Origin of the sequence: Agrobacterium sp. Azo12, from assembly GCF_029193765.2 — a bacterium.
Lineage (GTDB): Bacteria > Pseudomonadota > Alphaproteobacteria > Rhizobiales > Rhizobiaceae > Agrobacterium.
Genome location: NZ_JARFYO020000002.1, coordinates 484701 through 502260, shown reverse-complemented (window position 1 = coordinate 502260; position 17560 = coordinate 484701). Strand labels below are relative to the sequence as shown.

16 protein-coding genes and 1 pseudogene are annotated in these 17560 nt (G+C 55.7%); 4 read left to right on the top strand and 13 right to left on the bottom strand.

Annotation, left to right across the window (positions count from 1 at the left end; all coding sequences use genetic code 11):
• Positions 1 to 19 precede the first annotated feature (19 nt).
• Both PYL13_RS18820 and PYL13_RS18815 read left to right on the top strand, forming a co-directional pair.
• A complete protein-coding gene (locus PYL13_RS18820; protein ID WP_275643214.1) occupies positions 20 to 967 on the top strand; it encodes a 2-hydroxyacid dehydrogenase in 948 nt (315 codons plus the stop codon).
• An 8-nt stretch (positions 968 to 975) separates the two neighbouring features.
• Positions 976 to 2007, top strand: coding sequence for an L-idonate 5-dehydrogenase (locus PYL13_RS18815; RefSeq protein ID WP_275643213.1), 1032 nt, complete (start codon positions 976 to 978; stop codon positions 2005 to 2007).
• Between the two features lie 143 nt (positions 2008 to 2150).
• On the opposite strand, the gene PYL13_RS18810 is transcribed toward PYL13_RS18815, so the two are convergent.
• The gene (locus tag PYL13_RS18810; RefSeq protein WP_275643353.1) at positions 2151 to 2519 is read right to left on the bottom strand and encodes a hypothetical protein; all 369 of its coding nucleotides are present in this window, start codon (positions 2517 to 2519) and stop codon (positions 2151 to 2153) included.
• Positions 2520 to 2576: 57 nt separating this feature from the next.
• Between PYL13_RS18810 and dnaE2 the strand changes: the two are divergent.
• Together dnaE2 and PYL13_RS18800 are read left to right on the top strand one after the other, a co-directional pair.
• Positions 2577 to 2963, top strand: a pseudogene (gene dnaE2, locus PYL13_RS18805) (error-prone DNA polymerase); the annotation flags it as partial.
• A 192-nt stretch (positions 2964 to 3155) separates the two neighbouring features.
• Positions 3156 to 4136, top strand: a complete 981-nt coding sequence (locus PYL13_RS18800; RefSeq protein WP_250984524.1) for a 3'-5' exonuclease — start codon at positions 3156 to 3158, stop codon at positions 4134 to 4136.
• A gap of 6 nt (positions 4137 to 4142) precedes the next feature.
• Here the strand turns inward: PYL13_RS18800 and PYL13_RS18795 are convergent, their stop codons facing one another.
• Genes PYL13_RS18795 through PYL13_RS18740 form a run of 12 tightly spaced genes read right to left on the bottom strand, consistent with a single transcriptional unit; the run spans position 4143 to position 17292 of the window.
• Complete coding sequence (locus PYL13_RS18795) at positions 4143 to 5147, bottom strand: zinc-binding dehydrogenase (RefSeq protein WP_275643212.1); 1005 nt, start codon at positions 5145 to 5147, stop codon at positions 4143 to 4145.
• A gap of 33 nt (positions 5148 to 5180) precedes the next feature.
• Positions 5181 to 6284, bottom strand: coding sequence for a M24 family metallopeptidase (locus tag PYL13_RS18790; RefSeq protein WP_275643211.1), 1104 nt, complete (start codon positions 6282 to 6284; stop codon positions 5181 to 5183).
• A 13-nt stretch (positions 6285 to 6297) separates the two neighbouring features.
• On the bottom strand, positions 6298 to 7110 hold the full coding sequence (locus PYL13_RS18785; protein ID WP_250984527.1) for an aspartate/glutamate racemase family protein: 813 nt from the start codon (positions 7108 to 7110) through the stop codon (positions 6298 to 6300).
• A gap of 9 nt (positions 7111 to 7119) precedes the next feature.
• Complete coding sequence (locus tag PYL13_RS18780) at positions 7120 to 8784, bottom strand: hydantoinase B/oxoprolinase family protein (RefSeq protein WP_250984528.1); 1665 nt, start codon at positions 8782 to 8784, stop codon at positions 7120 to 7122.
• A gap of 11 nt (positions 8785 to 8795) precedes the next feature.
• The gene (locus PYL13_RS18775; RefSeq protein ID WP_275643210.1) at positions 8796 to 10871 is read right to left on the bottom strand and encodes a hydantoinase/oxoprolinase family protein; all 2076 of its coding nucleotides are present in this window, start codon (positions 10869 to 10871) and stop codon (positions 8796 to 8798) included.
• Position 10872: 1 nt separating this feature from the next.
• Positions 10873 to 11370 (bottom strand): GAF domain-containing protein, encoded by a 498-nt coding sequence (locus PYL13_RS18770; RefSeq protein WP_259148811.1) that lies wholly within the window; start codon positions 11368 to 11370, stop codon positions 10873 to 10875.
• Positions 11363 to 12175 carry an ABC transporter ATP-binding protein gene (locus PYL13_RS18765; protein ID WP_250984531.1) on the bottom strand — a complete coding sequence of 271 codons (813 nt, stop codon included), beginning with the start codon at positions 12173 to 12175 and terminating at the stop codon, positions 11363 to 11365. The genes PYL13_RS18770 and PYL13_RS18765 overlap by 8 nt, the downstream gene beginning before the upstream one ends.
• Positions 12172 to 13062, bottom strand: a complete 891-nt coding sequence (locus PYL13_RS18760; protein ID WP_275643209.1) for an ABC transporter ATP-binding protein — start codon at positions 13060 to 13062, stop codon at positions 12172 to 12174. The genes PYL13_RS18765 and PYL13_RS18760 overlap by 4 nt, the downstream gene beginning before the upstream one ends.
• A complete protein-coding gene (locus PYL13_RS18755) occupies positions 13059 to 13892 on the bottom strand; it encodes an ABC transporter permease (RefSeq protein ID WP_275643208.1) in 834 nt (277 codons plus the stop codon). The genes PYL13_RS18760 and PYL13_RS18755 overlap by 4 nt, the downstream gene beginning before the upstream one ends.
• Positions 13889 to 14914, bottom strand: a complete 1026-nt coding sequence (locus tag PYL13_RS18750; RefSeq protein ID WP_275643207.1) for an ABC transporter permease — start codon at positions 14912 to 14914, stop codon at positions 13889 to 13891. Before PYL13_RS18750 ends, PYL13_RS18755 begins: the two co-directional genes overlap by 4 nt.
• A gap of 60 nt (positions 14915 to 14974) precedes the next feature.
• Positions 14975 to 16561 (bottom strand): ABC transporter substrate-binding protein, encoded by a 1587-nt coding sequence (locus tag PYL13_RS18745; RefSeq protein WP_250984535.1) that lies wholly within the window; start codon positions 16559 to 16561, stop codon positions 14975 to 14977.
• Positions 16558 to 17292 carry a helix-turn-helix domain-containing protein gene (locus tag PYL13_RS18740; protein ID WP_192489700.1) on the bottom strand — a complete coding sequence of 245 codons (735 nt, stop codon included), beginning with the start codon at positions 17290 to 17292 and terminating at the stop codon, positions 16558 to 16560. Before PYL13_RS18740 ends, PYL13_RS18745 begins: the two co-directional genes overlap by 4 nt.
• Positions 17293 to 17560: the final 268 nt, after the last annotated feature.

Below are 17560 nucleotides of genomic sequence, written 5' to 3'. Positions count from 1 at the left end.
TTATCTTTTGGAGGAAACCATGAGCAAACCGGACATTCTGATGACGGGTCCATACCCGGAATGGGATCAGGTGGAGTTGGATGCACATTATACGGTGCACAAGCTGTTTGAAGCCGCCGACCGCGATGCATTCCTGAACCAGCATGGCGACAAGATCCGTGCGATTGCCACCCGTGGTGAACTGGGTGCCTCTGCCGAACTGATCGGCAAGCTGCCGAAGCTCGAAGTGATCTGCGTCTACGGTGTCGGTTTTGATGCGGTTGATCTGGCAGCCTGCCGGGCTCGCGGCATTCGCGTTACCAACACACCTGATGTGCTGACCAATGATGTGGCCGACCTTGGTGTGGCAATGATGCTGGTGCAGTCACGTGGCATCATTGGCGCAGAGACCTGGGTCAAGGACGGAAGCTGGGCGGAAAAAGGTCTTTATCCGCTGAAGCGCCGCGTCTGGGGCCGCAAGGCCGGTGTGCTGGGCCTTGGCCGTATCGGCTTTGAAGTCGCAAAGCGCCTGCGTGGCTTTGATATGGACATCGCCTATAGCGATGTCGAGGCAAAATCCTATGCGGAAGGTTTAACTTATATTGCCGATCCGGTGGAACTGGCCCGGCATGCCGACTTCCTGTTCGTCACACTGGCTGCTTCTGCTGTCACCCGCCATATTGTCTCAAAGGATGTGATTGCCGCACTTGGACCTGAGGGCATGCTGATCAACATCTCACGGGCCTCGAACATCGATGAGGAGGCACTGCTGGAAGCACTGGAGAACAGGACGCTTGGTTCGGCAGCGCTTGATGTGTTTGAGGGTGAGCCAAAGCTGAATCCACGTTTTCTGCAACTCGACAATGTGCTGGTTCAGCCGCACCATGCGTCTGGAACCATTGAGACCCGCAAGGCCATGGGCAAACTGGTGCGGGATAATCTCGCGGCGCATTTTGCCGGGTCTGCCCTGTTAACGCCTGTTGTGTGAGAGAAACCATGAAAGCTGTCGTTATCCATGCCGCAAAGGATCTGCGTATCGAGGAGAGAGACGTCGAACCTGTTGGTCCAGGCCAGGTAGAGGTTGCCATTGAAGCGGGCGGTATTTGCGGCTCTGACCTGCATTACTATAATCACGGTGGTTTTGGCACCGTGCGCATCCGCGAACCGATGATCCTCGGCCATGAGGTGGCCGGTACGATCAAGGCGCTGGGTGAGGGTGTCTCGGGGCTTTCCGTGGGTGATCGTGTTGCGGTCTCGCCAAGCCGTCCTTGCAATGACTGCGAATATTGCCTGAAGGGGCAGCAGAACCACTGCCTCAACATGCGGTTTTATGGCAGCGCCATGCCGATGCCACATATCCAGGGCGCGTTTCGCCAGAGACTGGTGGCGCAGGCCTGGCAGTGCCACAGGGTAGAAGAGGGTGTATCGATCCATGAAGCGGCGATGGCTGAACCCTTTGCCGTCACACTGCATGCCGTGGCGAGGGCTGGAGCTCTAACTGACAAGCGTGTGCTGGTAACCGGCTGTGGACCCATTGGAGCGCTGGCCATCATTGCAGCACGGGCACATGGGGCGCGTGAGATTGTGGCGACCGACGTAATGGATGCGGTACTGAAGAGGGCACTGGATATTGGTGCTGACCGGGTCATCAATGTTGCCGACAATGCCGATCAACTCTCTGCCTATTCCGCCAACAAGGGATACTTTGACGTTCAGTTCGAAGCGTCGGGTAATCAGAGTGCGGTGCGCTCGGGTCTTGAGGTTCTTCGTCCACGTTCAACAGTTGTACAGCTTGGGCTGGGTGGTGATGTCTCCATTCCGCAAAACATGGTGGTTGCCAAGGAAATCGAAATGAAGGGCACGTTCCGGTTCCATGAGGAGTTCGGGCTTGCGGTCGACTTCATCAACAAGGGTCGTGTTGATCTCAAACCACTTCTGACCGGAACTTTCCCGCTCAACGAAGCCGTCACCGCATTCGAAACAGCCGCAGACAGAACAAAGTCAATGAAAGTGCAATTGGCATTTTGATCCGCCATGCGAAAAAAACCAAGGTCAGGCAGATGGCATGACCTTGCGCCACAAGAGCTTGCCCATGTCTGCTATGGTCATGGTTGTGTCGTTGTACCCGCCCCGTTGGCCAACAGACCGTCTGAGACGGCTTTCGTGCACCGCTACGCCGCCAATCGATAAACCGCTGGTGGCTTGCTGACCGTGACGGCCGACGTCGTTCTGTCGCGGCTCTCGACGCCAATGCCTGAAGGCTTGGCCTTTCCGTCGGCATGGCTCTGGCCAAAGCGCAGGCACTTGTGCCGGAGCTGGTCGTTGCGGATACGGACAGTCGGGGAGATGGTGAGGCGCTCGAGCGACTTGCTTTTTGGGCGTTGCGGGTTTTCTCCTGCTGACGTCGATGGTCCAGCGGTTCGCAACTGCCGGCCTAGAGGCGCGTGCGGACATTGCTGATACAAGACGGGCGGCGCATGCTTTTGCGCGCTCCACAACCAGAACAACCCTTGTTGTGTCATCAGGTTGAAGCCTGCCATCGCATTGTCGTCTGCCGCTTGCGGCCCTTCGTCTGGAACTATAGGCGTGGCCTGCACCGCGATGAGCCGCTGCCACTTTTTGGCTGCCACAAGACTGGAAGCGGTTTCCGTGGTGGATCAGAATGAGCCGACTGTCGCTTTGAGATCAATATCGGCGGGCGGTGAGGTTGTTGAAGACTACAGTCATGTCGGGCTGACCCTGCGCAGATGCGGTGGCGTCTCCTTACAAACGTTGGGTCGAGGTTGCCGGGATCATATTTGGTGCACCAGCGGCCTGGATCGGCCAAGGGTGTGATGTTCATCACTATAGAAGATGAAATGGGTGTCGCCAATGTGGTCGTATGGTCCAAAGTGTATGAGAAACAGTGCAGTATCGTCCTCGGTGCTAGCATGATGGGCATCAAAGGTTATATTCAGCGGGAGGGGGAGGTGGTTCAGGTTGTTGGATGAGTTCCATAATGGCATGCCGCTGCCGGATCCAAGAGGCCGGCCAAAATCGGGCACCATCCTTACGCCTCACAGCCATCGGGGTGAAATCCGGGTCAAGACGCGCGACTTCCGATAGAACCTGGCGTTGCTTGCCCTGCAATGGCGACTCTGTTAGCCCCAAGGTTGCCGTATACGGATTGGAACAGCATGACTTCACAACTCGACTTCTTTGCATCGTCCGGCAAAACTGCAAGCGTGAGCATTGCCAGGTCCCCGGCGCGTGCGCGGGGACGCCAGGAAGAGGTTCCAGTCGATAGCGAGGCCATGGCCCGACATCTCGAATCCACCGGTGATTATCGCATTTTGCGCAAGCTTCAGGCGCCGCCGATCGTTAAACATCCGCGCCCGGAATTCCCGCGTCGTGGCATTGTTCTCGATACCGAGACAACCGGTCTGAATTACCGTTCCGATGAGATTATCGAGATCGGGCTGGTGGCTTTCACCTTTAACGATGACGGCCAGATCGGCGATGTCACGGATATTTATGGCGGTCTTCAACAGCCGAGCGTTTCGATACCGCCAGAGATTACACGGCTGACAAGGATCACCGACGATATGGTTGCCGGCCAGGTGATTGACCGGGATCGTATGAATTCTCTGATTGAACCGGCTGATCTGATTATCGCGCATAATGCCGGTTTTGATCGGCCGTTCTGTGAAGCCTTTTCACCGGTTTTTGTTCATAAGGCCTGGGGCTGTTCGGTTGCTGAAGTCGACTGGTCGGCCCGGGGTTTCGAAGGCAGCAAACTGGGCTATCTGATTGGACAGTCGGGTTACTTCCACGATGGGCACCGTGCCGTCGATGACTGTTTTGCCCTGCTTGAAGTGCTTGCCCTGCAGCGCGCACCCGCCGCGAGCACACCATTTTCGGAACTTCATGCCGCCAGCCAGTTGTCGCGTGTTCGTATCTATGCCGAAAACTCGCCCTTCGACATGAAGGACCATCTCAAGGCACGCGGTTACCGGTGGTCGGATGGCTCTGACGGTCGCCCGAAATCCTGGTGGGTGGAATTGCCGGAAGAGAAATTCGACGACGAGATGCATTTCCTGCGGAACGAGATTTATCGCTGGGAGGCCGATCCTCCCATTCGGCGTCTGACCGCTTTTGATCGTTTCCGGGCAGGCTGAGACAGGTCAAAGACCTGTCTTGATAACCACCTTGCCGTGGCTGGTGCGCGGTTTGCGCAGATAATCCCAGGCTTTTATGTACTCTTCCATCGGGTAGACCCGGTCAATGGAAGGTTTGATGCGCCCGTCTTTCAGATGCTGATAGACAATAGCCTTGCCGCGCGCGCACATGTCAGGATTTTCAACGTAGTTGAACAGTGAATAAGGCTGAAAGGTCGCGTTTTTCTGGAACATGTCCTTCATTGGTAAGACAGGCGGCTTAGTGTCGAGCGTGCCGTAAAAATAGATCCGCGCGTCTCGGGCCAATGCCGGACTATATTGCGCAATCATGGTTTCGCCCACCGGATCGAATGCGGCATCGATGCCCTTGCCACCGGTCATTTCCAAGAGTTGTTCAGCAACGGATGCGCCTGTGCCATCGGTAACAACAATATGGTCAGCACCCTTCATCTGCAGGTAGTCGCGATTGGCCGCAAAGCGGGTCGTGCCGACCATCGTCGCACCCAGAATGCGTCCAATTTCCAACGAGGCAGTTCCGGCCGTACTGGTTGCTGCCGTCGCCAGCACGTGATTGCCAGCTCCGACCTTTGAGATTTCGGCCAGCGGAAAATAGGCCGTCATATATTGCATCCAGATGGAAGCGCTTTCGACAGCGGAGAGCCCTTCCGGCGCCGGCGTTACGTACCTGGCGTCAATGATCAATGTCTCGGTGCTGGCGCCACGCTGGTAATAGAAATAGGGTAATGTGCAGTAACGCTCGCCGATTGCGATCCCTTCAACACCCTCTCCAACGGCTTCCACAATGCCCGCAGCTTCCATGCCGATCCTGGCGGGAAAGTCATGGAAGCTGAAGGAGTAATTGTCCAACATCAGATCCATGTCGCCCCAGTTCAGGGCAAAAGCCTCGACCCTTAGCCTGACCTCACCAGGTCCCGGCTGTTCGACGGGGACATTCACGAGTGAAAGCCCCTGATAACCGGAATAGCTGTTGATGACCCAGGCACGTGCCATGGCTTTTGTCCTTCCTGCAAAACGATGTCGGGATCATGCCTTCGTTGTGTGCAGATCACGTGGCAGCGAGGAGAAAATCTCCGGGCCATCGGCGCGCAGGATGACGATGTCTTCCAGACGAATACCGAAACGGCCGGGCAGGTAGATGCCGGGTTCGATGGAAAAAACCATGCCTTCTTCGAGCACCGTTTCCGAGGTGGCAGTGATATAGGGTTGCTCATGGCCGTCAATGCCCATGCCGTGACCGGTCCGGTGCACGAAATAAGGGCCGTATCCGGCTTCGGTGATGACCGAACGTGCGGCAGCATCAACGTCTTTTGCCTTCACGCCGGGGCGGGCGGTTTTGAGAGCAGCCTGAACTGCCTTTTCGACAATGGCATGAACTTCGGCATAGCCTTCCGGCGCCTCACCAACCACCGCCATGCGGGTAATATCGCTTGGGAAACCATCCTTGCGACCACCAATGTCGATAACCACGGCGTCGCCTTTCTGGATGATCCGATCACCGGTATGGTGATGTGGAAATGCACCATTGCCGCCAGCGCCGACAATCCAGAATTTTGGATCAGCACCTTCCGAGGAAAAATGTGCACGGATTTCTGCGGCAACTTCGTTTTCGCTGAGGCCTGAACGCAGCGTGGCAAAGGCCTTTTGCATGGCGCGGTCTGCGATGCCGGCATTCATTTTCAGCTTTTCATATTCGCTGGCATCCTTACGCATGCGCAACCCGCCGAGGGTCGCCGGTGTGAACTCGCTTTTCGTGTTGTCCGGCAAGGCATGCAGCAGCAAAAGAGCAAAATCGGCGCGCATGGTTTCATCCAAGGCGACCACACCAGGCGCAGTGGCGCCGATGGCTTCAAGCGCTTCCTTCAGCGCCTTTTCCGGTCCCTGGTCGTCACTCCAATTGAAGAAAGATATGTCGGTATGCTCGCGAGTGCCGTCCGCATTGAGGGCCGGCATCAAAAATGCTTCCTTGGTTGGCGAAACCAGCAGCAGGCAAGGCCGCTCATCTTGCATTGGGTGAAAGCCCAGCACCCATTCCATATGTGAACCGGGGCCAACGGCCAGCAGTCCCGTACCCGTTGCCTTCATTTGTGCGCGCAAGGCGGAAAGCCGGTTTTGTGTCTGGTTGCCCATTATGTGTGTCCTCCTAGTTTGCCGCAATAATGATGCGGCTGCCAAAGACGGGTTCGTCACCGCCAAAGGCATCAAATTTTGCCATTTCCGTTTCTGATGGTGGTTCGCAGGACCATTTGCGCCCCGGTCCCCAACCGCATTGCTGTTTGAGAAGGGCGGCATATTCTGCCCGTTTCAACGCTGCAATCGACGGATCGATTACCGGTACACCGAGCTCCTTTTCAAGCTCCTTGTAGAAACCGATTTCCATGGTGCAGCCAAGGATGAGTGCCTCTGCATAACCTTCTTCAACGGCCTTGCGACCCGCCTGTTTCAGTCGGCGTGCCGTCTCGTCATGGTCTTTCTGGAAATCATCGACACCAAGCCCGACCTCGTAAAATCCGGCAAGGCGTTTGCCATGGCCGTATTCCACGACATTGGCGTGCATCTGGTTTACCCATTTGCGGCGGCCAACAATAATTCCGAAGCGATTGACGAGGCTGGCAGCGATCTCGCAGGAAGCAACACATGGTGCTGTGATGATCATGTCACCCGAAATTTCGCGGGCGTCATGCAGGGCCGTGTCGTAAAAACAACCGATGGCAAGCGCGTCAAAACCTTCCTGCGCGGCGGCTCTGACCGCCCGCATGATGCCTCTGGTGACCAGTGCCTCGTAGGCCCGAAACTCGATATGCGAAAAACCGTACTGGTCTTTCGGCAAGGCGGTTACATGCACCTCAGTGCCCGGCAGTTTATGGTCACGTGCCATCTCCGCAAAGATGGCATCGACCTCAGGATTTGCGGCAACCGGATTGAGGTACATGATCTTGAGAGGTTTGTTGGTCATGGCGCGATCTCAGACCTTGTAACCATGAACATCGGCAGCACGTTCAGGCGTAATGAAGCCATTGCGAATATCTTGCGCGACCAGTGCCGGATCACGCTCTTTCGGGTTGCCCAAGCCGCCGCCGGTACCCGTAATGATGCGGATCACGTCATCCTTGTCGACACGGATGCCGGATGCATAGGCGTGGCGTTCCTGTGCTCCATCCTTGCGCATGACGAGGGCATAGTTTGCCGTTCCTTCATTGCCGCCATCCAGCGACCACGGCATGATCCGTGAGCGGGTATAACCGAGTGTGAGAAAGGAGTTATCGCGTCGAATGCGGTAATCGATGCGAATGCCGTGGCCGCCTGACCATTTGCCTTCGCCGCCCGGTTCGGTGTTCAACTCCATGCGGTCGATGATCAGTCCATTGCGGGCTTCGGAGATTTCCGCCGGGCAATTATAGGTCTCTCCATGCACGCCTGAGAAGATGGCGCTGTTACCATCGCGGCCTTCGCTGGCACCCCAGCCACCAATCTGAGGTTCAATGATGGTGTATTGCCGGCCGGTATCCGGGTGAATACCGCCGATGAAGGTTCCGGCGATGGATGAGAAGTGACCGGATGGCAGCTTGCCCGGCATATGTGGAGCAAGGCAGCGCCAGACCAGATCGTAAACGCGAATGCCGACTTCGTAATAGAAGCCAACGGCGGCCGGTTCCTTGGCATGGAATACGGTGCCTTCTTTCGTCAGCACCTTCAGCGGACGGAAGGAGCCTTCATTGGCCGGTGAGGCAGGGTCGGTCAGCGCCTTGAAAATGACCTGCATGCTGACCAGCGTGTCATCGCGTCCGGCGTTGAACGGGCCATTGTCCTGATCCGGATTATCGCGCAAATCTACAATGAATTCATCGGCCGAGACGGTGATGGAAACATTGAAGAAACGTCCGTCATCCTGCTCTTCCGAAAGTGAGTAGGTGCCGTGCGGCAATTTGGCCAGTTCGGCACGCGATACCTGTTCCCCGAAATTCATGAACTGCACCATAGCCGCTTCAAAGGTCGAAACGCCGTATTTGACCGCCAGTTCTTCAAGCCGTTTGGCGCCGATGCGAACCGAGGCGATTGCCGCCCAGAGATCGCCTTCCAGAAAGTCCGGCATGCGGGAGTTGGTGGTGATGATCTCGAAAACCGGACGGATGGGCTGGCCACGGGAAATCATCTTGATGGCAGGCAGGCGCAAACCTTCCTGGAAAATTTCCGTTGCCTCCGACGACAAGGATCCCGGCGCCATGCCGCCAATGTCGGAATTGTGGGCAATGTTCGCTGTCCAGGCAATGATCCGCCCTTCGGAGAACACCGGCATGACAACGATCAGGTCGTTGAGGTGGGTCACGCCGCCGTAATAGGGGTCGTTGGTGATGAAAACGTCACCGGGTTCAATATCGCCGGGCTCGGAGAACTTCTGAACAACGAATTTTACCGACTTGTCGAGAACACCGATGAAGCCCGGAATACCTGCTCCGGAAGAAGCCAGATGGCCCTTGGCATCGGTAATGCCCGTGCCCATGTCCAAAACTTCGTAGATGATGGAACTCATCGCCGTTTTGCGCATGGCGGCAAACATTTCGTCAGCCGTGGCCTGCAATGAGTTCTGAATGATTTCAAGCGTGATGGGGTCGTGGATTTGTTCTGCCATGTCCAGCTCCTTCAGGCGCCAAGATGGATGTGAATGTTGCCGAAACCATCGACCTCGACGCGATTGTCGGGATGGATGACGATGGTGGTGCCAGGATCTTCAATCACGGCCGGGCCTTTCACCTGCATGCCGGGCTGCAATTTTGTGCCGTCGTAGATCGTAGCGTCGTGAACACCTTCCAGAGCGTAATCGACCTTGCGGGTGCTTTTGGTAGCTGGCGATGCGTCGCTGTTGCCAAGCGGTTTTTCCTGCATCTTCAGTTTGCCAACCTCGGCAAAGGCCACGAGGTGAATGCCGACCAGTTCCACCGGCGCCTTGAGACGATAGGTGTATTCGCGCTCATAGGTTTCGTGGAAGTCGGTCTCGATTTCCTGCAAGCGTGCCTGCGTGATCGTGCCTCCATCGATCAGAACTTCCGTCGTATGTTCCTGGTTCTGGTAGCGGAACTTGCCATAGCGCAGGAATTTGACCTTGGGGGCGTCGATGCCTTCGGCGGCAAACTGCTCCTTGGCCAGCGTTTCGCTTTCGCTCAACAGGTTTTCGATCATTGCCGCGGCACCATCTTTCAGGTCGGCCAGCTTGGTCACGAAATAATCGCGGCGCAGATCGGACATCATCATGCCCCATGCAGAGAAAACCGATGCACCTGCCGGAATCACAACCTTTTTGACGCCCAGTTCCATGCCCAGTGCCACGGCATGCATGGCACCGCCGCCGCCAAACGCCACCAGGGTGAAGTCACGCGGGTCGAAGCCACGGTTCAGCGACACCAGCTTCAGCGCGTTGACCATGTTGTTGTTGGCAATACGGATAATGCCACGTGCTACCTCGTCGGAAGATACGCCAAGCTTGCCGCCAACGGCATTCAGCGCCTTTTCAGTCGCGGCCATGTCGGCCTCGACCGAACCGCCGCAGAAATAATCACGGTTGATACGTCCCAGCCAAAGATTGGCATCCGTTGTTGTCGCTTCCGTGCCGCCACGGCCATAGGCCGCAGGTCCAGGCATCGCGCCTGCCGATTTCGGACCGACATGCAGCTTGCCGAAATCATCTACCCAGGAAATCGAGCCGCCACCGTTGCCGATTTCCACGAGGTCGACGACCGGTACCATGATTGGATATCCGGCGGAGGTGCGGTCGCGCTCGATCCAGTAATCGGTCATGATGCGGACCTGACCGCCTTCGATCAGCGAGCATTTTGCCGTCGTGCCACCGATATCAAGTGCCAGCACATTTGGTTCACCAATTAGCTTGCCCAGTTCTGCGGCACCCCAGAAACCGGAGGCAGGGCCCGATTCAACCATGGTGATCGGGATTTTCGAAACCGAATCCAGCGAATCTACGCCGCAGTTGGACTGCATGATAAACAGGTTGCCATCAAAACCCTTGGTTTTCAGGCCATCGTTCAACCGTTTGAGATAACGTTCGGCGGCTGGCTGCACATAGGCCGACATAACAGTGGTATTGCTGCGCTCATATTCGCGCCATTCACGGGTGATCTGGTGTGAGGAGACGACCGCCACTTCTGGCCACAGCTTTGCGATCTCGGCAATAACAGCCTGTTCATGCGATGGGTTGGCATAGGAATGCAGGAAGCAGACGGCGATGGCTTCAACGCCATCATCCCGGAAAATCTTCAAAATCTCCGGCAGTGTAGAGAGATCAAGCGGCGTTACTTCCTCGCCTTTGTAGGTAAAACGTCCCGGCAGTTCACGACGCAGATAACGCGGCACAAAAACGTCGGGCTTTTCATAATGCAGGTTGAAAAAGTCCGGGCGGTTGCCGCGGGCAATTTCCAGCGTGTCACGGAAACCTTCTGTGGTGATCAGGCCAACTTTGACGCCCTTGCGCTCAGTCAGCGCATTGATGACAACGGTGGTGCCGTGGGCAAAGAAATCCACGCTGGCAGGATCAATGCCGCCCTTGTCCAGAACATTGAGAACACCCTGTTCAAAGTTGGGAGGCGTGGTGTCCGACTTTGCGGTGGTGATGGTTGCTTCACCGGTTGCGTGGTCCGTTTCGAAGCAAACGAGATCGGTGAACGTGCCACCGACATCGGTTGCGACGCGAATGGTTTTTCCGCTCATATCAGTGTGCTCCAGCCTTATTCTGGGTGTGAAGAAGCATGCAAATGGTGCCCGGCAATTTCAGCGCTTCGGCTGCAGCTACGCGTTCTGGCGTGTAAAAACCGGTTTCATGCAGGCAGTTGAGCGTGCCGATAACATTGCCGTCGACGATGATCGGCACGTTGATGACGCTTCCCAAGCCCAGCGATTTGATGATCTCGTGGTCATCGAAAACAGTGGCAATGTCTTCGATCGTGTTGGCGACAAAGGTCTGCTTTTGCTTGAGGGTAATTTCGGACCAGCGGGTTTCATTGTAAGGTTTCGTACCTGAAACGGGATAGACATCTGGCAGGCCGGAATAAACGCGCTCGGAGTTTTTACCCACAGTGTCTGCGGTCATGATGGTGAAGAGCTTTGCGCCGACAAGCTTTTTTGTCAGAGCTTCCAGCGCTACCATGGCCTTGTGTGGCTGATCGCCAGCTTCAGCGAGTGCGGCATTGAAATCGCTATAGTCAGTCATTTGCATTTTCCTGCTCCATTAGGCGATCGCGCAGGGCCGCTTCATCGCGGCTGACGACCGGAACTGCGCCGATAAGCCGGCGTGTGTAGGCATGTTGGGGATTGGTGAAGATGGCGTCCGTGCTGCCGATTTCGACGATGCGGCCTTTTTCAAAAACGGCGACACGGTCTGCAATATTGCGCACCACGGACAGATCGTGGGTAATGAAGAGGTAGGTCAAGCCACGCTTGTCCTTCAGCTCTTTCAAGAGTTTCAGCACGCGTGCCTGTACAAGCACGTCGAGTGCGGATGTCGGTTCATCCAGAACGACCAGTTCCGACTGGCAGGCCAGCGCACGCGCAATGGCGACACGTTGGCGCTGGCCACCGGACAGGGCCGATGGAGACCGTTTGCGGAAATCTTCCGGCAATCCGACTTCTTCCAGCAGTTCACCGGTGCGTTTGTCCCGTCCGGACTTGTCGCCGATATTGTGAACGTCGAGAGCCAGTCGCAACGAGGCGCCAATGCTGCGGCGTGGATTGAGCGATGAGAGGGGATTTTGCTGCACAAGCTGAATGTTCTGCCGATGTGTCTGCGTCCGTTTTGCCGGAAGCATCTCGCCTTTGAAGGCAACATCACCTGACGTGGCCGCATAAATGCCTAAAATGATGTTGGCGATCGTGCTCTTGCCGGAGCCGGATTCACCAACCACAGCCAGGCATTCTCCGGCATTGACGTCGAAGGAAATATTTTCCAGCGCCGTGACGTCTCGGCCGGCGACATTGAAGGTTTTGGAGATGTTGCGAACGGATAGAAGCGCGCTCATGCCAGAAGCTCCTTCTCGCTAAAGCCTTCATGCGCGATGAGCGGCGCACTGAAATGCGCGGGATCGTCATCGATGTCGGGAATACCGCCGCCGGTGATGCGTGGAACGGCAGACAGGAGAGCGCGCGTGTAAGGATGGCGCGGATTATCAAACAGGGTTTCGGTCTTGCCCTGCTCGACGATGTTACCCTTGTAGATGACGTAAACCCGGTCTGCAAATTCCCGCACAACACCAAGATTGTGGGAAATGAACAAGACCGACGTATGGTGTTTTTCCACCAGTTCTCCCATCAGTTTCAGCGTCTGGGCCTGTACGGTCACATCAAGTGCTGTTCCCGGCTCGTCAGCCAGAAGCAGGGCAGGATTGTTGGCAAGCGCCATGGCAATCATCACACGCTGGTTCATGCCACCGGACAGCTGAAAGGCGTAGGAATCCAGAACCCGTTCAGGTTCGTTGATGGCCACATCTGCCAGTGCCTGAAGCGCAAGTGCACGGGCCTCGGCACGTTTGATATCAGGCCGCGCGCGTTTGAGAACCTCGTGAAACTGCACCTCGATGGTGTAGACCGGGTTTAGCGACGAGGACGGATCTTGAAAGATCATCGACATATCCGTGCCGCGCAACGCCTTGCGCTGGCGTGCAGTCATGGCGTTGAGGTTGCGACCTTCAAACTCCAGTCCGCCGGTGATCTTGGCATTTTTCTGCTCCTGCAGAAGTCCAAGTACGATGCGGGCAGTTACGGATTTTCCGGAGCCGGATTCACCGACCAGCGCCACCTTTTCGCCCTTGGCGATGTGCAGCGATATGCCGTGCAACACCGCGTTGGTACCGGAAAAGCTCTTGAAACCAAGCTTGAGGTTTTCGATTTTCAGGGTTGGGGTTTTCATTGATCCACTCCCAGAATTTCGCGCAGCGCATCGCCAATCAGGTTGAAACCGAACACCGCAATCAGAATGGCAAGGCCCGGGAATACGGTCAGCCACCAACTATCAGGCAGATATTTTGCACCTTCGGCAACCATCGAGCCCAGATCCGGTGTTGGCGGCTGTACGCCAAGCCCCAAGAAGGAGAGTGAGGAGGCGATGAGAATAACAAAGCCGAAATCCAACGTCATCTTGGTGAGGATCGAGGGTACGCAGTTCGGTAGGATTTCCCGGAACATGATGTGCAGACGCGAGGCGCCGATCACTTCGGCGGCAAGCACATAACCTTCTTCTTTTTCGGATCGGGCAAGGTTGTAGACAAGGCGTGTGTACCAAGGCCACCACATGGCAGTGACCGCGATCATGCCGTTTGTCAGTGTCGGTTCCAGGAGGCCCATCATCGACATGGCAAGAACCAGTGGTGGGATAGACAGGAACACGTCGGTGATGCGCATCAGCACATATTCCGTCCAGCCGCCGAGGTAACCGGCGGCAAGACCGATGGCGACGCCGACCGGAACTGCAATCGCCAGCACCACGATGCCGAGGATCAGCGATACCCGGTACGCATAGATGATGCGGGTAAAGAGATCACGGCCGACAAGATCAGTGCCGAATATGTAGGGCCATTCAGGTGCCTTGTTGAAGTTCAGGAAATCGACGACAGCACCCTGATGTTCGGGGAAGGGCACGATGAAGTCGGCAAAACCCGCCGAGAATACCACCAAAGCCACAAGCATCAGACCGATCAGGGAAAGCGGATTGCGCACAAGTACAAAGAGGGTTTTGCTCATGCTTTCCCCCTTGCAAGGCGAATTTTCGGATTGATGACGGAGACCAGCAAGTCAACGACGAGATTGACGATGAGGAACATGGCGGAAATGATCAGAACCGTGCCGATAATGGCGTTGAGGTCCTTTCGCAAAACCACTGCGACGCCGTAACGTGACAGGCCGGGCCAGGCGTAAACAGCTTCGATGAGGAACGCATTGCCGAGCATGGCCGCAAAATCGAGACCGATGATCGTCAAAGACGGGATCATCGATGGCCGGAAGGCATATTTGCGTGAAATCCGCTTTTCCGGAAAACCATAGGCCTGCGCCATTTCGATATAGGGCTTATCGTAGGTTTCCACCATGTTGGAACGGACCAGACGGGCGGCCTGTCCGATGCCGGAAAGGGCAAGCGCGAAGGCTGGAAGAATGAGGTGCGAAAGGGCGTCAACAAAGGCGTCCGGGCGACCTGCCAGCAACGTGTCGACCAACAAGAAGCCGGTCACAGGTGCAATGGTGAAACTGTCTGCAATCCGTCCTGCAATCGGGAAAATAGGCAGGTAATAGGCAAAGACGAGCATCAGGATAACCGCCCAAACGAAGCCGGGAGCAGACACGCCGAGCAGCGTTATCAGGCGGATTACGTGATCCACGACGGTGCCACGAAACCGAGCGGACAAAACACCAAGCGGCACACCGAACAGCACCATCATGATACCTGACACGATGACAAGTTCGAGCGTGGCCGGCAGGAATTGTGCGATGTCGGCTGTTACCGGACGGTTGGTATAAAGTGAAATGCCGAGATCACCGCGCAGAAGATTACCGATGAAATAGCCATATTGCTCGATGAAGGGTGCATCGAGATGCAGCCTTACTCTCAGAGCCTCAACGGCTTCAGCCGTGGCATTAGGGCCGAGCGCAATGCGCGCCGGGTCGCCGGGAATGATCCGGGCTATGGCAAAGATCAGCAGGGACACGCCAAAAAGGACGATAAGCGACGTACCCAGCTTCTTCGCGAGAAGATGCAGGACAGGAAACATCTGTTTTTCTTTCAGAAAGTTAAAGGAGTGCCGGACGGGGGACCGCCCGGCACATCATCTTTACTCGTTCATTTCCATCAGACGGAATGTGAAGCCAAACGCTGCAAGAGGAAACGCCTTGGCAGGATCGGTGAGCGCTGGAACTGACACCTTGGGCGAGGCAGCAAAAACCGAAATCTGATCCTGACCATAAATGGACGGGGCGATGGATTTCAGCTTGAGACCAAGCTCCTGATAAATCTTCGCACGTTCTGCTTCGTCGGTTGTTTCACGGCCCTTGTCGAGCAATGCGTCAACCTCCGGGTCCTTCAGATGTTCTGGCGACATCCATGTGCCGGCAGCGGTTGAGTGATACATGCTGTAAAGCAGCGTATCAGGGTCTCCGGTCATTGTGTTGACGAAGACCTGGCTGATTTCAGGTGTGTTTTCTGCTTTCGTCACCTGTTCGGAAAACAGCGCCCATGGCATTTTTTTGACGTTTGCCTTGATGCCCAGTTGGCTGAAGTTGGCCTGCATCAGCAATGCAAAACGCTCTTCCAACGGCACCTCACCAATCCAGGAGATATCCATCTTGATGTCTTCTGGCTTGTATTTGCACTTGGCCAGATGTTCTTTGGCCTTGTCCAGATCCTGCGCCAGTGTCTGGTCTGCAGGCAAGGCACCCATCATGCCGACCGGAATAGGACCGGTGGCAGCACTGCCCTGCGAGATCGTGTCATTGACGGCCACGATTTTGACGGCGGCGTTGTAATCAAAGGCGTAGGATACCGCGAGGCGGCATTCCACGTCGTCGAATGGGGCCTTGGTGGTGTTCATCTTGACGTAGAAGCCGGATGTACCGCGCTCGGTTAGCAGTTGAGCGCCGCTGGCCGCTAGAGATTTCAGGACTTCCGGTGGCAACCACTGCGAGGAAATTTCATGCTGGCCCTGCGAAATCAGGGTTCTGACGGTTGCCGCCTCCAGACCGTAGCGCAGACGTACCGTGTCTGGGGCTTTGGGCGGCACGCCAAGGAAATAACCGGCATTTTTAGCCATCACGGTTTCTTCCTGCGGATTGTGTGAAACGACTTTGTAAGCGCCGCTGCCTGCTGCATGACCGGAGAGGTAAGCCTGTCCCCAGTCCTTCATGTCGCCTTCGCCGTCACCCAGATTTTCGAGAACAAGTTTCTTGTCGACGATTGGCAGGCGGGTCAGTGCCGAAATGAAGGGGGCGTCCTGTTCGGCGAGCGTAAATTTCACAGTGGTTGCGTCAATCGCCTCAACCTTTTCAACCTTGGTGAACAGGTAGGAAAGGCCAGCACCCAGTGCCTTCATGCGCTCTAGCGAGAACACGACATCGTCTGCCGTCAACGGATAGCCGCTCTGGAATTTGATGTCGTCGCGCAGTTTGAACGTATATGCCGTTCCGTCAATTTCCCAGCCGGTCGCGAGGTAGGGATCGTATCCAGGTTGTCCCTGTTTGGGGATGACCAGCGCATCATAAACATTGAACATCAGGATGGAGTCGGCATAATCGGACGCCTTGGCCGGATCCAGCTCACCCACGGGCGATTCATCCAGCCTTAGAACGGTCTCTGCCTGTGCGTATCCGTAGAGCGATGCGGTAGCAATCAATGCTGCTGATAATAACTTGAAACTGTTTTTCATTTCCTGTTCCCTTTTTTTGTTATGGGCTTTTTGGACTTCATGGGAGGCGTCTTGGAGCCAATGACCGGCTGCTTGGGCGCGCTGCGTCGGCTGGCCGCGCGCGTCACAACAAGGCTGTCGCCGTTGGTGTTGGTATGGTCGTCACCGAAAACATCCATGGTGCAGGTGTGGAAAACCGTCGTTGTTCCCGTGGTGTGGTTCCAGGTGGCGTGGACCCGTGTCGACGGAAAGTGGGCGGAATCGCCTGCTTCCAAAATCATGCGCTCGCCATCAATCTCGATGGTGAGGGCACCTTCCAGCACGAAGAATATCTCTTCCCCCTCATGCGACATCGGCTCGCTTCGATATCCCGGCGGCTCGTGAATGAGGGTGCTGCGCAAAACATTGCCGGGGAAGGCTGCCGACAGGCGCTCATAGGTGACGGCACGACCAGCTTCGCCCCCAAGGCCGTAGGCCTCACGGCTTTCCCGCCGGGTAACCGAGGAGCTGGGTTTCTGCGAGTTGAAAAATGAACCTGCGTCGACTTTCAGCACGCGACATACAGCGACCAGTGAGGTGAGGGAGGGAACTGTAATTCCGCGTTCGATCTGGGAAATGAAACCGACCGAGAATCCTGCCTTATCAGCAACTTCCTGCAGGGTCAGGCCTTGCTCCTTACGGCAAAGGCGCAACCGTTCTCCCAAAGGCTGAATGTCGGCTGCGCTATGCGCAGGGCCGCTTACAGGATTCATTTTTAGTTCCACTCTTTTTTAGTATTACTACAATCAAAGGATTGGAGTGGGTTTTTGTCAAGCATTTTTTAGTCATGCTAAAATTTCAATCTAAAATTGATTTATCGAGTAATGAAAAGCCACTGCCTCAGATGATCCCGACGCTATGAAACAAACCGGTGGATGTGGGTACAGTATTTTTAGTCCACCTATTCATATCTAAAGCATCTGATTTGCTTGGCTTTTATGATGTGCATCTACCAGGCAGAATGCTCTGAATGTTTATGGT